This window comes from Caldanaerobacter subterraneus (assembly GCF_004345675.1).
Lineage (GTDB): Bacteria > Bacillota > Thermoanaerobacteria > Thermoanaerobacterales > Thermoanaerobacteraceae > Thermoanaerobacter > Thermoanaerobacter subterraneus.
Window position 1 is genome coordinate 45,653 of the sequence record NZ_SLWU01000002.1, and the last position, 16,346, is coordinate 61,998.

Sequence of the window (16,346 nt, forward strand, 5' to 3'; positions counted from 1 at the left end):
TTGTGAGAGCTGTTGTACAAAGAGTAACTCGCGGAGAAGTGAGGGTAGACGGCGAAGTTGTGGGGGCTATAGGGAAAGGGTTTGTGGTTTTAGTGGGAATTGCTGAAGATGACACGGAAGAAGATATAGCTTATATGGCAGACAAACTGGTGAATTTGAGGGTTTTTGAAGATGAAGAGGGAAAAATGAATTTATCCCTTCTTGATGTGGGAGGAGAAATGCTTTTGGTTTCTCAATTTACCCTTATGGGAGATGTGAGAAAGGGTAGAAGGCCCAGTTTTACTTCTGCAAAAAGGCCTGAGGAAGCACTTCCTTATTTCAATAAGCTTGTAGAAGAAGTCAGAAAAAAGGGAGTAAAAGTGGAAACTGGTAAATTTCAAGCTATGATGAAGGTATTGATTGAAAATGATGGCCCAGTCACTATTTTGATTGACTCAAAAAAATTATTTTAAGTGGAGCTGAGATCTATGGAAGTAAAAAGGTACGTGGTGGGACCTTATGGAGCAAATTTATACGTTGTCTGGGATAGAGATACAAGAGAGGGAATAATAATAGACCCTGGAGAAGTGTATGACGAGATAAAGAACTATATAAAAGAAAATGGTATAAAGGTAAAGCACATCCTTCTTACTCACGGGCATTTTGACCATATAGGCGGAGTAGAGGAGATCAGAGCCTTTACAGGAGGAAAAGTTGCGATTTCAGAAGAAGATGCTCCGATGCTTTTAGACCCTTCTCAGAATTTATCAGAGATGGTCTTTAAAAAGGTGATTTGCTCACCAGCTGATATAATTCTAAAAGACAAAGATGTACTAGGCTTCGGAAATTATTCTTTAGAAGTTATCTCTACACCAGGGCACACCAAAGGAAGTGTATGCTTTAAGATTGGAGATGTATACTTTACAGGGGATACTTTATTTAGGGGTTCTATAGGAAGACACGATTTTCCTGGAGGAAATTTTGAAACTCTCATGGCTTCAATAAAAGAAAGGCTTTTAACTTTAAAAGATGAAACAGTGATATACCCGGGCCATGGTGATTTTTCCACAATAGGAAGGGAAAAAAGGCTTAATATGTTTTTGAAAAATTTAGTATAAAAAGCAAGAGGAATTTATCCCCTTGCTTTTTATTCATATCTCAATGCTACTATTGGGTCTAGTTTTGCTGCTTTTTGAGCAGGGTATATTCCAAAGAATATTCCAACTGCGGTGGAGAAGAAGAAAGCGATAAGTATCGCGTTTATTGAAATAATTGGTTTTATGTCGATAAAGGGGCCTACGATATTAGCTAAGAGGTATCCCAGCAAAATTCCTATTGCTCCTCCTATAAGGGATATGGTAACAGACTCTATCAAAAACTGTATCATTATATCTTTTCTCCTTGCACCTACTGCCTTTCTTATCCCTATTTCTTTGGTGCGTTCAGTTACAGAGACAAGCATTATATTCATAATTCCTATTCCGCCTACCAAGAGAGAAATACCCGCAATCGCACCTATCACAGTTGTAAATATCCCAAGGATTCTGTTAAATTCCTCTAAAAAACTTATAAGATTTTCTGTCTTGTATTTGTCTTTGTTGTGGTGTAATGATTCTATTAAACGCACTGCCTGGGAAGAAGCTTCTTCTAATTGGCTTTGGTCGTAAGTCATTACATAAATTTGAGATATGTTTATGTCAGGGAAAATTTTTTGTGCGTAAGTTATAGGAATTGCAGCGATTATGGGTATTTGATCAGCTATTGATCCACCTAAGCTTTTTAAATTTCCACTGTCTATGACGCCAATTATCTTCGCTGTATCAAAATAATAATAGGTGCCTATTTTAATACTCTTTCCTACACAGTCTTCATAACCAAACAGTTCTATAGCTGAGTCTTTATCAATGAGTATTACATTTCTTCCTAATAAGATGTCCTTTTCATTTAGGAATCTCCCGTGAATTACTTTGAGGCTGGAAATATTGCCATAGTCAAAGTCTGTTCCTATAAAAAGAGCTCTTTTAGTGTATTTTTCAGTTTTAGCAAGTCCCATTTTTTCTGCTACTGGTGCAGCGTATTTTACAGAAGGCAATCTTTTTCTTATCATTTCTACATCTCTTAAGGTTAACCTATCGCCCTCTCGAATGTCCACGTCGTTTCTCATTTTTATAGAAAATACATTTACGCCTATTTTTTCAAACTCTCCTAATATTGCCTTTTGCCCTCCTGCTCCCAAAGACACAATTGTTATCACAGAAGCGATTCCTATTATGATACCCAACATTGTTAGGAAAGTTCTGAGCTTATTACTTAAGATACTTTCAATGGCTACTTTAAAGGCTTCCCAGATATACATTATTCTCACCTGTCAATAAGTTATTCTATTTGAAACCAAACTGTCTTCTACAATGAGCCCATCTCTTAAGCGAACTATTCTTTTTGCATGATTTGCAATGTCTTGTTCATGTGTGACCATGATAATTGTAGTACCTGCTTCGTTTAATTGGTGGAAAATCTTCATTATCTCAATGCTGGAAGCTGTATCGAGGTTTCCTGTAGGTTCATCTGCCAGAAGAAAAGAAGGGTTCATCACTATGGCTCGGGCGATTGCAACTCTTTGCTGTTGACCTCCAGAGAGTTCATTAGGCTTGTGATAAATTCTATCAGATAGCCCAACTATTTCTAATGCTTTTAGTGCCCTTTCTCTTCTTTCTCTTGATGGTATTTTTGCGTATAACATTGGAAGTTCTACATTTGCCAACGCGTTTAATCTGTGCAAGAGATTGAAAGATTGGAACACGAAACCTATCTGACGGTTTCTTAAATAAGCCAACTGGTCATCACTTAAAGTAGAGACCTCTACTCCATTTAGTTTATAGCTTCCAGCAGTTGGCCTATCTAAAAGTCCAATTATATTCATTAAAGTGGATTTGCCAGAGCCTGAAGGCCCTACTATTGCCACGTATTCTCCTTTGTCTATTTTTAGGGATACTCCTTTTAATGCTTCTACTTGCACTTTTCCTAGGCTGTAGACTTTTTTTATTCCTTCAAGCTCTACCATCATTCTTTACCGCCTTTCGTCATTACTTTCACTCCATCCTTTATGGCAGCGCTCGGATTTAGTATGACCTTATCTCCCACATTTGCTCCTTCTAAAATTTCTGTTTCAAGGTCTGAGACAAGGCCTGTTTTTACTTTTCTCTGCTTTGCTATTCCATTTTCAACCACATACACAAATTCGTTGCCGTTCTTATCAGTTACGATTGCTTCTGAGGGTATTTTTATTGTGTCTTTCTTTTCTCCAATCTTTATGTCTACATCTACTTTAAATCCAGGTTTTATTGTGCCATCGTTATTTAGAATATCTACATAGACTTTAACTACGCTGTCTCCTCCTGTTTGGCTCATCACTTTTACAGCGGTAGGGCTTATTTTATTCACTTTTCCTTCAAAAGTTTTGCCTGCAAAGTGTATGTAGGCTTGCTGTCCTTCGCTTAAGCTTACCGCGTCATAAGGGTTTACATCTAACACTACTTGCAAATTTTGCAAATCTTCTACTGTTATTGCGGGGAACTGGGTTGAAGTGAAATAATTATTTTCTTTTGCGTTTAAAGAAGTTACCGTTCCATCAAAGTCAGCTGTCACGTATTTTTGCATTTTGTTCATGTTCTGCTGTATGCTTTTTAAGTTTAACTCAGCAATTTCTACCTGCTTTTCCTGAAGCTTAATCTGGTCATCAAGGCTTAAAGAGGAAGTAGGCTGTTGAAACTGTGCTTGAGTCTGATGAGGTATTGACTGCTCTGAAGCGGGAGCTTGCTGTGGTAAAGAAGGAGTTGGAATTTGACTTTGTTCAGTTTGTTTCTGCTTTAAATTTTTTAATGCTTCTAACTGTATTTGCGCCATTTCCAGTTGCTTTTTTGCAATTTGGTATTGAATAGAAAGGTCCTGCGTTTCTAACTCTAAAAGTCTATCCCCTTTTTTTACTTGATCACCGACAGAAACATACACTTTTAAGACTTTTGTAGGTGAAAATATGTAAAATTCCTGTTTAGACTTTGATTCTACTACGCCACTGGTAGAGAAAAGAGAAACGAGGTCTCCTTTTTCCACCTTAGAAACAGTGACTTCGACTGCAGAGCCTGCCTCTTTGTTCTTTACAGAGATAAAGTAGATAGAAGCTACCACAATAATTAAAACTACAATCCAAATCCAGATACTTTTTTTATTTTCCATAGACACCACCTTTGATTTTTATAATCCTTCTTTAATCTTTTGGAGGATGCTTTTTAAGGCCTCTATCTCTTCAGGCGAAAGTTTACCAAATATTGGCATCAGCACTTTTTTTCTAAATTCTACTAAATGTTCGTGTATATTTTCTCCCTTTTCTGTGAGAGAAATTTGGACCTTGCGCCTATCATCGATGTCCAAATCCCTTTTCACCAATCCCTTTTCTACTAGTTTATCGACTATTGTTGTCAGGGTGCTTGGGGATATTCCGAGTTCAGAGGCTACATCTTTCATGTACATCGGAGTATGTTTATTTTCGCTTAGCACCATTATCACTTGCTGTTCGCCTAAAGTTAAATTTTCCTGAAGTTCAGAAAGGTTATTTGCCCTTAATTGGTTGTTGAGTTTCTGGCGTATAGTTCGTAACAAGTCATACAATAGTTTGCTATTTTCTTCCTTGCTCATAAACTTTCACCTCAAAAATATTTCGTACATCAAAATATTAGTTCATCGAAATTGTTTTGTCAAGATGGAATTTACCATTGACAGCAATTTATAGGATGGGGTATAATATCAAATAAAATAAGGAAAATGCGATGAACAGGAGAGTAGCAATAGCAGGTATACAGGGAGAAGATACCGCGACTGAGAGTATCTTTATACTCATGCTATTGCGAAGGACACCTGGGAGCTGACTGGCCGACAATGTAGGCCAGATCCGTGAACCTGCGTTAAGGGAATGAGTACCAATCAGGGTGGCACCACGGGATTAACCTCTCGTCCCTGCGTTCTGCAGACGAGGGGTTTTTAAATGTAAGAAGATAAAAAGGAGTTGGTGAGATGCTTACAAAAGCTCCAAGAGGTACTAAGGACGTTTTGCCCTCAGAATCCTATAAATGGCAGTATGTGGAGAATCTGATGAGGGAAATATGCGAATTTTACGGGTACAAAGAAATACGCACCCCTGGATTTGAGCATACAGAACTTTTCTTAAGAGGGGTTGGGGAGTCTACTGACATTGTGAGAAAAGAGATGTACACTTTTAATGATAGGTCTGGAAGGAGCATTACTCTAAAAGCAGAAGGAACTTCTCCTGCAGTTAGAGCTTTTATAGAGCATGGACTTTACGCAGAGACGCAGCCTACAAAGCTTTACTACATAACCCCTGTGTACAGGTATGAAAAGCCTCAAGCAGGAAGGTTAAGAGAGCACCATCAGTTTGGGGTGGAGATTTTCGGGGCAAAAAGCGCTTCTGCTGATGCAGAAGTCATAAGCATTGCCATGACTCTTTTAAAAAAGTTAGGCCTTAATAACCTGGAACTTAGAATAAATAGCGTGGGGTGTCCTGTTTGCAGGAAGAATTACAACAAGGTGTTGAAGGAGTTTTTGAAAGAACACCTGGATGAGCTCTGTGACGATTGTAAGGTGAGATACGAAGTCAATCCTTTAAGAGTGCTTGACTGCAAAGTGGAAAGTTGCAGAAGGGTTACAGGGGAGGCACCTCTTATTACGGATTATCTTTGTGATGACTGCAGAAACCATTTTGAAGAGCTAAAGAAGTATCTGGATGCTATGGGATATAATTACATAGTCGATCCCAGAATAGTGAGAGGGCTTGACTATTACACAAAAACAGCTTTTGAGATAATTTCAAAGGATATAGGAGCACAGGGTACAGTATGCGGAGGAGGAAGGTATGACGGCTTGATAGAGGAGATTGGCGGACCTTCAATGCCTGGGGTAGGCTTTGGTATGGGAATAGAGAGGCTTCTTCTGACTTTGGAGCAGAATGGCATTGAAATTACTAAGCCAGAGGGACCAGACCTTTTTATAGCTTACATTGGCGATGAAGCGAAGCTTTTTACTTTTACCCTTGCGAATAAACTCAGGTTTAACGGTTTAAAGGTAGAGATAGACCATATGGAAAGAAGTTTAAAGGCGCAAATGAAATATGCCAATAAATTAAATGCCAAATTTGCTGTGGTGATAGGTGAAGAAGAACTCGAGAGCAAAAAAGTGAAATTGAAGAATATGGCTACAGGAGAAGAGACAGAAATTTTAATTGATGAAATAGAAAAAGCGATAAAAAATTGAATGGAGGGAGTTTAATGGGAGAACAACTTGGCGGTCTTAAAAGAACCCATATGTGCGGAGAGCTCGGGGTTAAAGATGTGGGAAAGTCTGTCGTAGTGATGGGATGGGTCAACAGCAGGAGAGACCACGGAGGATTAGTTTTTATAGATTTGAGGGACAGAACAGGAATTGTGCAGATAGTATTCAGTGAACAGGTTTCTAAAGAGGCTTTTGAAAAGGTGCAAAGCGTGAGAAGTGAATATGTATTGGCAGTGGAAGGGGAAGTAGTAAAAAGACTTCCTGAGAATGTAAATCCCAAAATACTCACAGGAGAAATAGAAATTTACGCCAAAAATTTGAAGATTTTGAGCAAGTCTGAAACACCTCCTTTTCCAATAGAGGATAGGAGCAATGTATCGGAAGCGGTAAGGCTCAAATACAGGTACCTGGACTTGAGAAGACCTTCAATGCAGAAGAATTTAATCACTCGCTTTAAGCTTACGCAAGCCGTGAGGGAGTTTCTCAATGACAATGGCTTTATTGAAATAGAAACTCCCATGCTGATAAAGAGCACTCCTGAAGGCGCAAGAGACTACCTTGTGCCAAGCAGAATTTATCCTGGCAAGTTTTACGCACTGCCTCAGTCTCCGCAAATATTCAAGCAGCTTTTGATGATTGCAGGATTTGACAGGTATTATCAGATCGCCAGGTGCTTAAGAGATGAAGATTTGAGAGCTGACAGGCAGCCAGAGTTTACGCAGATAGATATTGAAATGTCCTTTGTAGAGGTGGAAGATGTCCTCGATATAAATGAGAAAATGATAAAGCATGTATTTAAAAAGGTTTTGGATATAGACCTTGATATTCCTTTTAGAAGGTTGACTTATCAGGAAGCAATGGAGAGATTTGGTACTGACAAACCTGACTTGAGGTTTGGAATGGAACTTAAAGATTTGTCCGACATACTAAGAGAGTCAGAGTTTAATGTGTTTAAAAATGCTTTGAAAAATGGCGGTTCAATAAGGGGTATAAATGTAAAAGGAGCTGCTTCAATGACAAGAAAGCAGCTGGATGAACTAGTAGAATTCGCTAAAAACTTTGGGGCAAAAGGCCTCTTGTGGATGCAAGTTTTGGAAGGGGAAGTGAAGTCACCTGCTACTAAATTTTTGACTGAAGGAGAATTGAATAAAATTTTGGAAAGACTTGAAGCAGAAGTGGGAGATTTACTTCTCATAGTGGCGGATAAAGATGAAGTGGTTTTTGACACTTTAGGGCATTTGAGAGTTGAAATGGCAAAAAGATTTAATCTTATTGACGAAAGCAAATACGAGTTTGTATGGGTAGTGGATTTTCCGCTTTTAGAGTATGACGAAGAAGAAAAGAGGTATGTTGCAAAGCACCATCCATTTACATCACCTAAAGATGAAGATATAGACCTTTTAGAAAAAGAGCCTCTAAAAGTTAGAGCGAAAGCCTACGATATAGTATTAAACGGCACAGAAATAGGCGGTGGAAGCATAAGAATACATGATACTGAATTGCAGAAGAGGATGTTTAAAGTGCTGGGATTTAGCGAAGAGGAAGCATGGAAAAAATTTGGATTTTTAATGGAGGCTTTCAAATACGGTGCTCCTCCTCACGGTGGAATAGCGTATGGGCTTGACAGGCTTGCAATGATAATGACAGGAAGCGACACCATAAGGGATGTGATTGCATTTCCCAAAACTCAAAACGCTGTGTGCCTGATGTCAGATGCACCATCGGAAGTGTCTGAAAAGCAGCTTAAGGAACTTCACATCAAGATAGACCTATAAACGTTTACCAGTTGAAAAATAGAGGGTTTTATGATATTATTTATATAGGCAAAGGAATAAAGCGAAAAAACCCTGTGGTGTTCGTGTGACCCGGTGAAAGGTTGAGCCAACACCAAAAATAAGGGAGCCTGGGCTTTGGCAGTGGATTGTAGGCCGCCTCGTCGCGGAAACATGAAGCTGCCAAGAGGGCACCCACTTTGTGAGGACGGGTTCAAAACCTACCGGTAGGCACGGCACTATGGGGTTTTTTGTTAATTAAAAAAATAACGAAAAGCTATTGACATATCTATGAAAAAATTTTATACTATTCTTTGGATACCCCACTGGGGTTGGGAGGTATAGTATGTACGAAGAAAGTAGAGAAGACCTTTTAAGGCGGCTGAAGAAGATAGAGGGTCAGGTAAAAGGCATACAGAAGATGATAGAGAATGATGCTTACTGCATTGACGTCTTAATACAGGTGGCTGCTGTTCGTTCTGCTATAAACAGCGTAGCTAAAATCCTGCTAAAAAGCTATACTAGTAACTGTATAAAAGGAGCCATGTGCGCTGAAAAGCAGGAGGAGATGGTGGACGATTTAGTGGAGACTTTTATAAAGTTCATGAGGTAGTTTTAAAAAGCATTTTGCTTTTAAAATGCATAAAGCAATTGCTTTGTACAAAAATAAAAATGAAATAAAAGTATAGGAGTGGTTTTATGGCAGAAGTGGTTATAACAAGTGAAAACTGGGAAGAAGAAGTTGTAAACTCAGATGTGCCAGTTTTAATTGACTTTTGGGCAGAATGGTGCATGCCCTGCAGGTTGGTTGCTCCTATTATTGAGGAACTAGCAAAGGAGTATGAAGGCAAAATCAAAGTGGGCAAAGTCAATGTAGACGAAGAAGATGAACTTGCAATGAAGTTCAGAATAATGAGCATACCTACAATTGGGCTTTTCAAAAACGGTAAAATGGTAGGAAAGCTAATAGGTGCAAGGCCAAAAGCCGACTTTGTGAAATTTATAGAAAAGTATTTGAATGAGGATACATTCCAGAAAGAAGAATCACTAGAAGTAGAAATTACATACGACAACTGGGAAGAAGAAGTTGTGAATTCAGACGTACCAGTTTTGATAGATTTCTGGGCAGAATGGTGTGCGCCCTGTAGGTTAGTCGCTCCTATTGTAGAAGAGCTGGCTCATGAATACAAGGGCAGATTGAAAGTAGGAAAAGTTAATGTGGATGAAGAACAGGAATTAGCGATGAAATTCAGGATAATGAGCATTCCTACTATCGGACTATTTAAGAAAGGCAAGATGGTTGATAAGATAATAGGAGCAAGGCCAAAAGCTGATTTTGTAAGGTTTATAGAAAAACACCTAAACAATTAAAAATCCTGCCTCGGGCAGGATTTTTAATTTTGCTGTGTGAATAAATATGAAAGGAATTGCTTAATTTTCCAAAAAATTTAGAAAATCGAAACATAATAAGGCATACTCTAGTAAAACGGAGAAAAACCGAAATTTTTTTTGGTTTTCTCCGTTTTTTGATTGTTAGAAAGGCTTTTATTTAGGCAAAGTAAATGTATACAATAAGATTAGAAGAAAAATTTTTATTGAGGTGATAAAATGGAAAACATAAAAGTAGTCGTGTGGGGCCTTGGGGCAATGGGAAGCGGCATTGCAAAGATGATTCTTTCCAAAAAAGGAATGGAAATTGTAGGTGCTATTGACACTGACCCTAACAAAATCGGGAAAGATTTAAATGAGCTTTTAGGCACGAATTCTAAACCGGTATATGTCACTTCAAATCCCGATGAAGTTATAAGAAAAGGAAGTGCTGATATAGCCGTAATTGCAACTTCTTCATATGTAGAAAAGGTTTTCCCCCTCATAAAAAAAGCAGTGGAGAACGGGATGAATGTCATAACTACTGCTGAAGAGATGGCATACCCTTGGGCTCAGCATCCTGACCTGGCAGATGAAATTGACAGGCTTGCAAAAGAAAACGGTGTGACAGTGCTCGGCACTGGTATAAACCCGGGGTTTGTGCTGGATTATCTCATTACAGCTTTAACAGGAGTTTGTATGGAAGTTGAGTCAATTAAGGCCTCCAGAATAAACGATTTATCACCTTTTGGAAAGGCTGTGATGGAAGAACAAGGGGTTGGCCTTACGCCAGAGGAGTTTGAGGAGGGCGTAAAAAAGGGCACGGTTGCGGGGCACATAGGTTTTCCTGAATCGATTACAATGATTAGCAAAGCCATAGGATGGAAATTATCAGGAATTGAGCAAGTGAGAGAGCCAATAATTTCTAAAACTCACAGGGAAACTCCTTATGCAAAAGTAGAACCTGGATACGTTGCCGGGTGTCGCCAGATAGGTTACGGCAAAGTGGATGGTGAGGTAAAAATAATTTTGGAGCACCCTCAGCAGATACAGCCTGAAAAGGAAGGGGTAGACACAGGAGATTACATTGAGATCAAAGGCACGCCTAATATAAAGCTATCTATAAAGCCTGAGATCCCTGGCGGGATTGGAACCATAGCTATTTGCGTCAACATGATACCCCATGTGATAAATGCAGAACCAGGGCTTGTTACTATGCTTGATTTGCCTGTGCCCAGAGCTATTATGGGGGATGCAAGGGATATGATAAGGAGGAAGTGATATGGCCAAAAAGGGAGACTGGGTCAAAATCAAACAGATTGTCCTTGAACCTCACGAGAGGGCTGAAAATATCCCGGAAGATACTAAAAAGACGCCTCTTACCATGTGGGTGAAGGGCATACTTATGGAAGATGCTGAAATTGGCCAAAAAGCGAAGATCAAAACATTTACAGGAAGAATAGTAGAGGGAATTTTGGTAGAAGAAAATCCCCGGCACATCCACGACTTTGGGAGTCCAGTTCCGGAGCTTATAAAGGCTGGCATGAAGGCAAGAGAAATATTGTACGGCGGTGAAGGCAATGAGCAGGTATAAGGAGATAATGGCAAGGAAAAATGAGATTATGAAAAAATCTCTAGGAATAGACTATGAAAGATTTGAATCAGGCAGTATTGCTTTTGACTATGAGAGAATGATGAGAGAGACAGGTTACAGCTTAGAAGAGATAATTAAGATACAAAGAGAAGCCAATGTGGGCAATACTCCTTTAATAGAATTGAAAAATTTAACGGAGCTTGCAAGAAAAGTGTCTCCAACCGGCAAAGCCGCCAGAATATTTATTAAAGATGAAGCCTGCAATCCTTCAGGAAGCTTTAAAGAAAGAAGAGCTAGCGTTTCTGTGTATCATGCGAAAAAGCACGGTTACAAAGGAGTCATAGCAGCTACAAGCGGAAATTACGGTGCGGCAGTTGCCTCTCAAGCGGCAATGAAAGGGCTAAAGTGCATTGTGGTACAAGAGGCATATGACAGCAGAGGTATAGGTCAGCCGGAAATCCTAGAAAAAGGGAGAAAATGCGAGACCTTTGGTGCAGAGGTTGTACAGCTAACTGTTGGACCAGAATTATTTTATGTAAACTTGATGCTTTTAGAGGAGACGGGATACTTTAATGCTTCTCTTTACACGCCTTTTGGGATTGCGGGTATTGAAACATTAGGGTATGAGATAGCAAATCAGGTAAAAGAGAGGACGGGCAAATTCCCTGATGTAGTGGTTGTGACTCACGCAGGGGGAGGGAATTTGACAGGTACTGCAAGAGGCCTTATAAAGGCAGGGGCTTTAGATACGAAGGTGTACGGAGTGAGCGTTGATTTGACAGGGCTACACATGGCTTCAGACACTGATTTTAACAGAAAATCCTTTACAACAGGCCATACCGGTTTTGGCATACCTTTTGCGACATGGCCGGATAGGGCGGATGTACCGAGAAATGCTGCAAGGCCTTTGAGATACATGGACGGGTATTACCTTGTAAAGCAGGGAGAAGTATTTTACATGACAGAGCTTCTTGCTCAGTTAGAAGGATTAGAGAGGGGACCTGCTGGCAATACCTCGTTAGCTGCAGCTTTTAGCTTGGCACAGCAGATGGAAAATGACCAGATAATAGTTGTTCAGGAGACAGAATACACTGGGGCAGGTAAAAACCCAACTGCTCAGCTGACTTTTGCTAAGCAAAATGGAGTTCAGGTGCTTGTAGGAAATCCTGATGAGGAAGTTCCGGGTAAAAACATAATTCTTCCTGAACATCCTTCAATGGTCAAAGCGAGAGAAGTGAAACTTGATAATTTGAAGAAATCTTACATTAGAAACTGCATCCAGCACTTTGGAATGCCAAATGAAGAAGACATAAAATTTTTGGCTGAGGATACCAAGTCCAGTGAAGATTTTGTGAGAAGGACAATTGAAGAATTAAAGAATGGAGGGTTAGTATGAGAAGGGAAGACGATTTTGAAGTGAGAAGTAAGCACTTGCAACACATGACAGATGAAGAATTAGATGCCTACTTTTGGGAGTTGGCGGAAAAAATTGTGGATCCTTTGATAGAGCTGGCTTATTATCACACTTCTCCTTCCATTGAAAGGTCTGTGCTTCTGAGAATGGGATTTTCCAGCATTGAAGCTAAGGAAATTGTCAATAGAATTGAGGAAAGAGGGCTTCTTTCAAAGGGAGCAGGGCATATAGTGCTCAAGGTGGCAGAAAGAGCAAAAACAGACTATCTCACAGCAGGAAGAGGCCTTGCAAATGGCCAGTATCTAGATGTGTTGGATGAGATTGCGAGGGAGGCGAGAGAGAATGAAGCTGGAGAAAGATAAAAAGATTGACATAGAAGAGATTTTAAAAGACCTTGACAAATATGTTCCTAGAAGAAGAGGATGGCACTGGAGGGAAGGGGTAGGAAGGCGCAAAATTGGAGATTTTGAGTATTACCAGGTCTCTGAGCCATTGAAAAATAGCATTCCACTGCCTGCTGCAAAGTATTTTGGAAATATTGACCCGCAACCAGACTGCGTGATCACCACTGAAATTGCTTCAGGAAGATTTGAAGACGACATAAGGCGAATGAGAATGGCGGCATGGCACGGTGCAGACCACATAATGGTGATAAGGACTTTGGGGCAGAGCCATTTTGACGGATTGATAGAAGGAACTCCTGAGGGAGTGGGAGGAGTCCCAATCACCCGCAAACAAGTTAGAGCGACGAGAAAAGCTCTTGATTTGATTGAGGATGAAGTAGGAAGACCTATAAATTTTCATTCATATGTCAGTGGAATTGCAGGGCCTGAAATAGCTGTAATGTTTGCGGAAGAGGGAGTAAACGGCGCTCATCAGGACCCACAGTATAACGTTTTGTATAGAAATGTAAATATGGTTCGCTCTTTTGTGGATGCGGCAGTTGCCAAAAAGATTATGGCAGATGCTGACATGCTCCAAATTGACGGAGCTCACAACGCAAATGCGACTGCAAAATATGGATGGAAAGTAATGCCAGAACTTTTGGTGCAGCACGCTATAAATACCATGTATTCTCTGAAAGTGGGAATGAAGCCTGAGAACATAGCCTTATCTACTGTGCCGCCAGATGCTCCGCCAGCACCCTGTATAAGGCTTGACCTTCCTTACGCGGTAGCCTTGAGGCAGCTTTTCAAAAATTACAAGATAAGGGCGCAGATGAATACCAAATACATTGAACACGATACAAGAGAGGCGACAGTTACACATGTTTTAAACCTTTTAATATCCCGCTTGACATCTGCTGACATCCAAAGTACAATTACTCCCGATGAGGGAAGAAACGTTCCGTGGCATTACAACAATATAAACGCTATAAACACAGCAAAACAGGCATTGATTGGAATGGACGGCCTTACGGAAATGGTAAAACTCAATTTTGACGGAGAATTGGGGAAAAAAGTAAGAGAGCTCAAGATGAGGGCAATACTTTTCATGGAAGAAATACTAGAAGTTGGTGGATATTTTAAAGCAGTGGAAGCAGGATTTTTTGTAGATTCTGGCTATTATCCTGAGAGAAACGGTGATGGCATTGTAAGGACTATAAACGGAGGAATTGGAGCTGGCACAGTGTATAAGAGAGATAAGGACTACATGGCCCCTGTATGCTCTCATTTTGGGTACAACAACCTGCCGGAAGGCCTTAACAAGCCCTGTGATTTAATAGATGGGTGCACTTTGTGCAAGAGAGAGAAGATTCAGTATATAGACGAACTGGACGAAACTGACAATGTGCACAATAGGTTAAAAGAGACGTTTGAATATAGAAAAGGAGACAAGATAAAACCTGAAGTTGAATGGGCTGGAGATGGCGTAATAAGCATGAACCTCTTTTTGCCTGTGGATGAGAGGACTGCAGAATATGCTGCTATTAAGTACGCTGAAAAATTAGGGCTTACTGATATAGCAGTTTTAAGTAAGCTTCCAATGCACCCTGCAGAGGGAACATATGTGGAAATAAGGGGTCGTGTTCAGTTTGCCATTGATAAAAATGAGTTAGTAATTCCGCCTGAAGAGAAGATACTATCAGATGAGGAAATAGAAGAAGACATAAAGAGAAAGCCAATGAAGGTTGTAGCGGCAACCGTAGGAAATGACGAACACTCTGTCGGTTTAAGGGAAATCCTGGATATAAAGCACGGGGGAATTGAGAAATACGGCATAAAAGTGGTATACCTGGGTACGTCAGTTCCTGTAGAAAAGCTTGTAGATGCGGCAATAGAAGAAAACGCTGATGCCATTTTGGTGAGCACCATAATAACGCACGACGATGTGCACATCAAAAACATGAAAAAAGTACACGACCTGTGTGTAGAAAAGGGCATAAGAGACAGAGTGATACTGGTAGGGGGGGGAACGCAGATTACAAATGATTTGGCTAAAAGCGTAGGATTTGATGCCGGATTTGGCAGGGGCACAAAAGGAAATCAGGTAGCAAGCTTTTTAGTTAAAAGGAGAAGGGAAATGGAAAATGAAAAGGACAGTTGATGTTCTGGTAGCTGAGATTGGAAGTACAACTACAACTGTAAATGCTTTTAACTTAGAGGGCACACCGATCTTTCTAGGGCAGGGCATGGCACCTACTACTGTGCTAGAAGGAGATGTAAATGTTGGGCTCAAGGCTGCCATTGAAGATTTGAAAGGTAAAATAGGGGATTTTGAGTACAAAGAAATGCTCGCCTGTAGTAGCGCTGCAGGCGGGCTTAAAATGACTGTCCACGGTCTTGTCTATGACATGACTGTAAGAGCAGCAAAAGAAGCGGCTTTGGGGGCAGGTGCCAATATAAAGCTTATCACTGCAGGAAAATTGAGAAGAACCGATTTGGAAAAAATAAAAGAGATAAAACCTAATATAATACTTTTGGCAGGTGGAGTGGATTACGGAGACAGAGAGACAGCCCTTTATAATGGCGAAAAGTTAGCAGAACTGAAACTGAACGTGCCTGTGATATACGCTGGAAACATAGAGAACAGGGAAGAAATAGCTTACATCTTCAAAGAAGCAGGTCAAGAAGTGTACATTGTAGACAATGTATATCCTTCTATTGATAAACTGAATGTTGAACCCACGAGAAAAATGATTCAACAGGTGTTTGAAAAGCACATCATCACGGCTCCGGGGATGAGCAGGGTAAAAGAATTGGTCACAGGTAATATCATTCCGACTCCTGGAGCAGTGATGGAAGCCTGCATACTGCTTTACAATGAAATAGGAGATCTTATGGCATTAGACATAGGAGGAGCCACTACAGATGTCCACTCTGTTACAGAAGGAAGTGAAGAGATACAAAAGATGACAGTAAATCCGGAGCCATTGGCCAAAAGGACTGTAGAAGGGGATTTAGGGGTATTTGTAAATTCCAGAAATCTTTTTGAACTCTGGGGAGAGGAGATATATAAAAAATTTGCCAATGCTGAAGAACTTATAAAAAACATAAAGCCAGTTCCAACAACAGATGAAGAGAGGGAATTTGTTCTCTTTCTTGCAGCTAAAGCTGTAGAAATAGCAGTAAAGCGCCATGCTGGCAAAATGGTCAGCTATTTTGGACCCACTGGAAAGAGCTTTTACGTTGAGGGAAGAGATTTGACAGCAGTAAAGTGGATTATAGGAACTGGAGGAGTGTTCACAAGAATTAAAGGTTCAGAGGAATTGCTCAAAAACATAAATGACAAAGCTCCTGGGAAGGAGCTCTATCCTTCTTCTTCAGCAAAAGTTTTAATTGACAGAGATTATATCATGGCGGCCTGCGGAGTTTTATCTAAAAAATACCCTGAAGAGGCTTTGAGACTGCTGAAAAATAGCCTTGGAATTTAAAAGTGA

16 protein-coding genes, 1 other RNA gene and 1 other annotated feature are annotated in these 16,346 nt (G+C 40.1%); of the genes, 13 read left to right on the top strand and 4 right to left on the bottom strand.

Features of this window, described 5'->3' with window-relative positions; all coding sequences use genetic code 11:
- Positions 1 to 2: 2 nt before the first annotated feature.
- Positions 3 to 452, top strand: a complete 450-nt coding sequence (dtd, locus tag EV203_RS00960; protein ID WP_043884177.1) for a D-aminoacyl-tRNA deacylase — start codon at positions 3 to 5, stop codon at positions 450 to 452.
- Between the two features lie 15 nt (positions 453 to 467).
- Positions 468 to 1,097: an MBL fold metallo-hydrolase gene (locus tag EV203_RS00965; protein ID WP_009610923.1), complete on the top strand. Its 630-nt coding sequence runs from the start codon at positions 468 to 470 to the stop codon at positions 1,095 to 1,097.
- A 29-nt stretch (positions 1,098 to 1,126) separates the two neighbouring features.
- Here EV203_RS00965 and EV203_RS00970 read toward each other — a convergent pair whose 3' ends face one another.
- Genes EV203_RS00970 through EV203_RS00985 form a run of 4 tightly spaced genes read right to left on the bottom strand, consistent with a single transcriptional unit; the run spans position 1,127 to position 4,671 of the window.
- Complete coding sequence (locus EV203_RS00970; protein ID WP_009610930.1) at positions 1,127 to 2,335, bottom strand: ABC transporter permease; 1,209 nt, start codon at positions 2,333 to 2,335, stop codon at positions 1,127 to 1,129.
- Positions 2,336 to 2,347: 12 nt separating this feature from the next.
- Positions 2,348 to 3,043 carry an ABC transporter ATP-binding protein gene (locus EV203_RS00975; protein WP_438838072.1) on the bottom strand — a complete coding sequence of 232 codons (696 nt, stop codon included), beginning with the start codon at positions 3,041 to 3,043 and terminating at the stop codon, positions 2,348 to 2,350.
- The gene (locus tag EV203_RS00980) at positions 3,040 to 4,212 is read right to left on the bottom strand and encodes an efflux RND transporter periplasmic adaptor subunit (RefSeq protein ID WP_132038903.1); all 1,173 of its coding nucleotides are present in this window, start codon (positions 4,210 to 4,212) and stop codon (positions 3,040 to 3,042) included. Before EV203_RS00980 ends, EV203_RS00975 begins: the two co-directional genes overlap by 4 nt.
- 18 nt (positions 4,213 to 4,230) lie before the next feature.
- On the bottom strand, positions 4,231 to 4,671 hold the full coding sequence (locus EV203_RS00985) for a MarR family winged helix-turn-helix transcriptional regulator (protein ID WP_011025531.1): 441 nt from the start codon (positions 4,669 to 4,671) through the stop codon (positions 4,231 to 4,233).
- A 122-nt stretch (positions 4,672 to 4,793) separates the two neighbouring features.
- Positions 4,794 to 4,994 (top strand) — a binding site (T-box leader).
- Positions 4,995 to 5,046: 52 nt separating this feature from the next.
- Between EV203_RS00985 and hisS the strand changes: the two genes are divergently transcribed.
- The 11 genes from hisS to EV203_RS01040 all read left to right on the top strand — a co-directional run bounded on the left by hisS (position 5,047) and on the right by EV203_RS01040 (position 16,340).
- Positions 5,047 to 6,300, top strand: coding sequence for a histidine--tRNA ligase (gene hisS / locus EV203_RS00990; RefSeq protein WP_132038904.1), 1,254 nt, complete (start codon positions 5,047 to 5,049; stop codon positions 6,298 to 6,300).
- A gap of 14 nt (positions 6,301 to 6,314) precedes the next feature.
- Positions 6,315 to 8,093: an aspartate--tRNA ligase gene (gene aspS / locus EV203_RS00995; protein ID WP_132038905.1), complete on the top strand. Its 1,779-nt coding sequence runs from the start codon at positions 6,315 to 6,317 to the stop codon at positions 8,091 to 8,093.
- Between the two features lie 66 nt (positions 8,094 to 8,159).
- A non-coding RNA gene (gene ssrS / locus EV203_RS01000) (6S RNA) lies at positions 8,160 to 8,342 on the top strand.
- A 94-nt stretch (positions 8,343 to 8,436) separates the two neighbouring features.
- Positions 8,437 to 8,703 (top strand): metal-sensitive transcriptional regulator, encoded by a 267-nt coding sequence (locus tag EV203_RS01005; protein WP_132038906.1) that lies wholly within the window; start codon positions 8,437 to 8,439, stop codon positions 8,701 to 8,703.
- A gap of 86 nt (positions 8,704 to 8,789) precedes the next feature.
- Positions 8,790 to 9,461, top strand: a complete 672-nt coding sequence (gene trxA, locus EV203_RS14405) for a thioredoxin (protein ID WP_132038907.1) — start codon at positions 8,790 to 8,792, stop codon at positions 9,459 to 9,461.
- Positions 9,462 to 9,698: 237 nt separating this feature from the next.
- A complete protein-coding gene (gene ord / locus EV203_RS01015; RefSeq protein WP_132038908.1) occupies positions 9,699 to 10,739 on the top strand; it encodes a 2,4-diaminopentanoate dehydrogenase in 1,041 nt (346 codons plus the stop codon).
- Between the two features lies 1 nt (position 10,740).
- Positions 10,741 to 11,052 (top strand): 2-amino-4-oxopentanoate thiolase subunit OrtA, encoded by a 312-nt coding sequence (ortA, locus tag EV203_RS01020; protein ID WP_011025561.1) that lies wholly within the window; start codon positions 10,741 to 10,743, stop codon positions 11,050 to 11,052.
- Entirely contained in the window at positions 11,039 to 12,448 is a 1,410-nt protein-coding gene (gene ortB / locus EV203_RS01025; RefSeq protein ID WP_041587151.1) for a 2-amino-4-oxopentanoate thiolase subunit OrtB, read from the top strand. Before ortA ends, ortB begins: the two co-directional genes overlap by 14 nt.
- A complete protein-coding gene (locus EV203_RS01030) occupies positions 12,445 to 12,828 on the top strand; it encodes an ornithine aminomutase subunit alpha (protein ID WP_011025563.1) in 384 nt (127 codons plus the stop codon). Before ortB ends, EV203_RS01030 begins: the two co-directional genes overlap by 4 nt.
- On the top strand, positions 12,809 to 15,013 hold the full coding sequence (oraE, locus tag EV203_RS01035; protein WP_132038909.1) for a D-ornithine 4,5-aminomutase subunit OraE: 2,205 nt from the start codon (positions 12,809 to 12,811) through the stop codon (positions 15,011 to 15,013). The genes EV203_RS01030 and oraE overlap by 20 nt, the downstream gene beginning before the upstream one ends.
- Positions 14,997 to 16,340 (top strand): GlmL-related ornithine degradation protein, encoded by a 1,344-nt coding sequence (locus EV203_RS01040; RefSeq protein WP_132038910.1) that lies wholly within the window; start codon positions 14,997 to 14,999, stop codon positions 16,338 to 16,340. Before oraE ends, EV203_RS01040 begins: the two co-directional genes overlap by 17 nt.
- Positions 16,341 to 16,346: the final 6 nt, after the last annotated feature.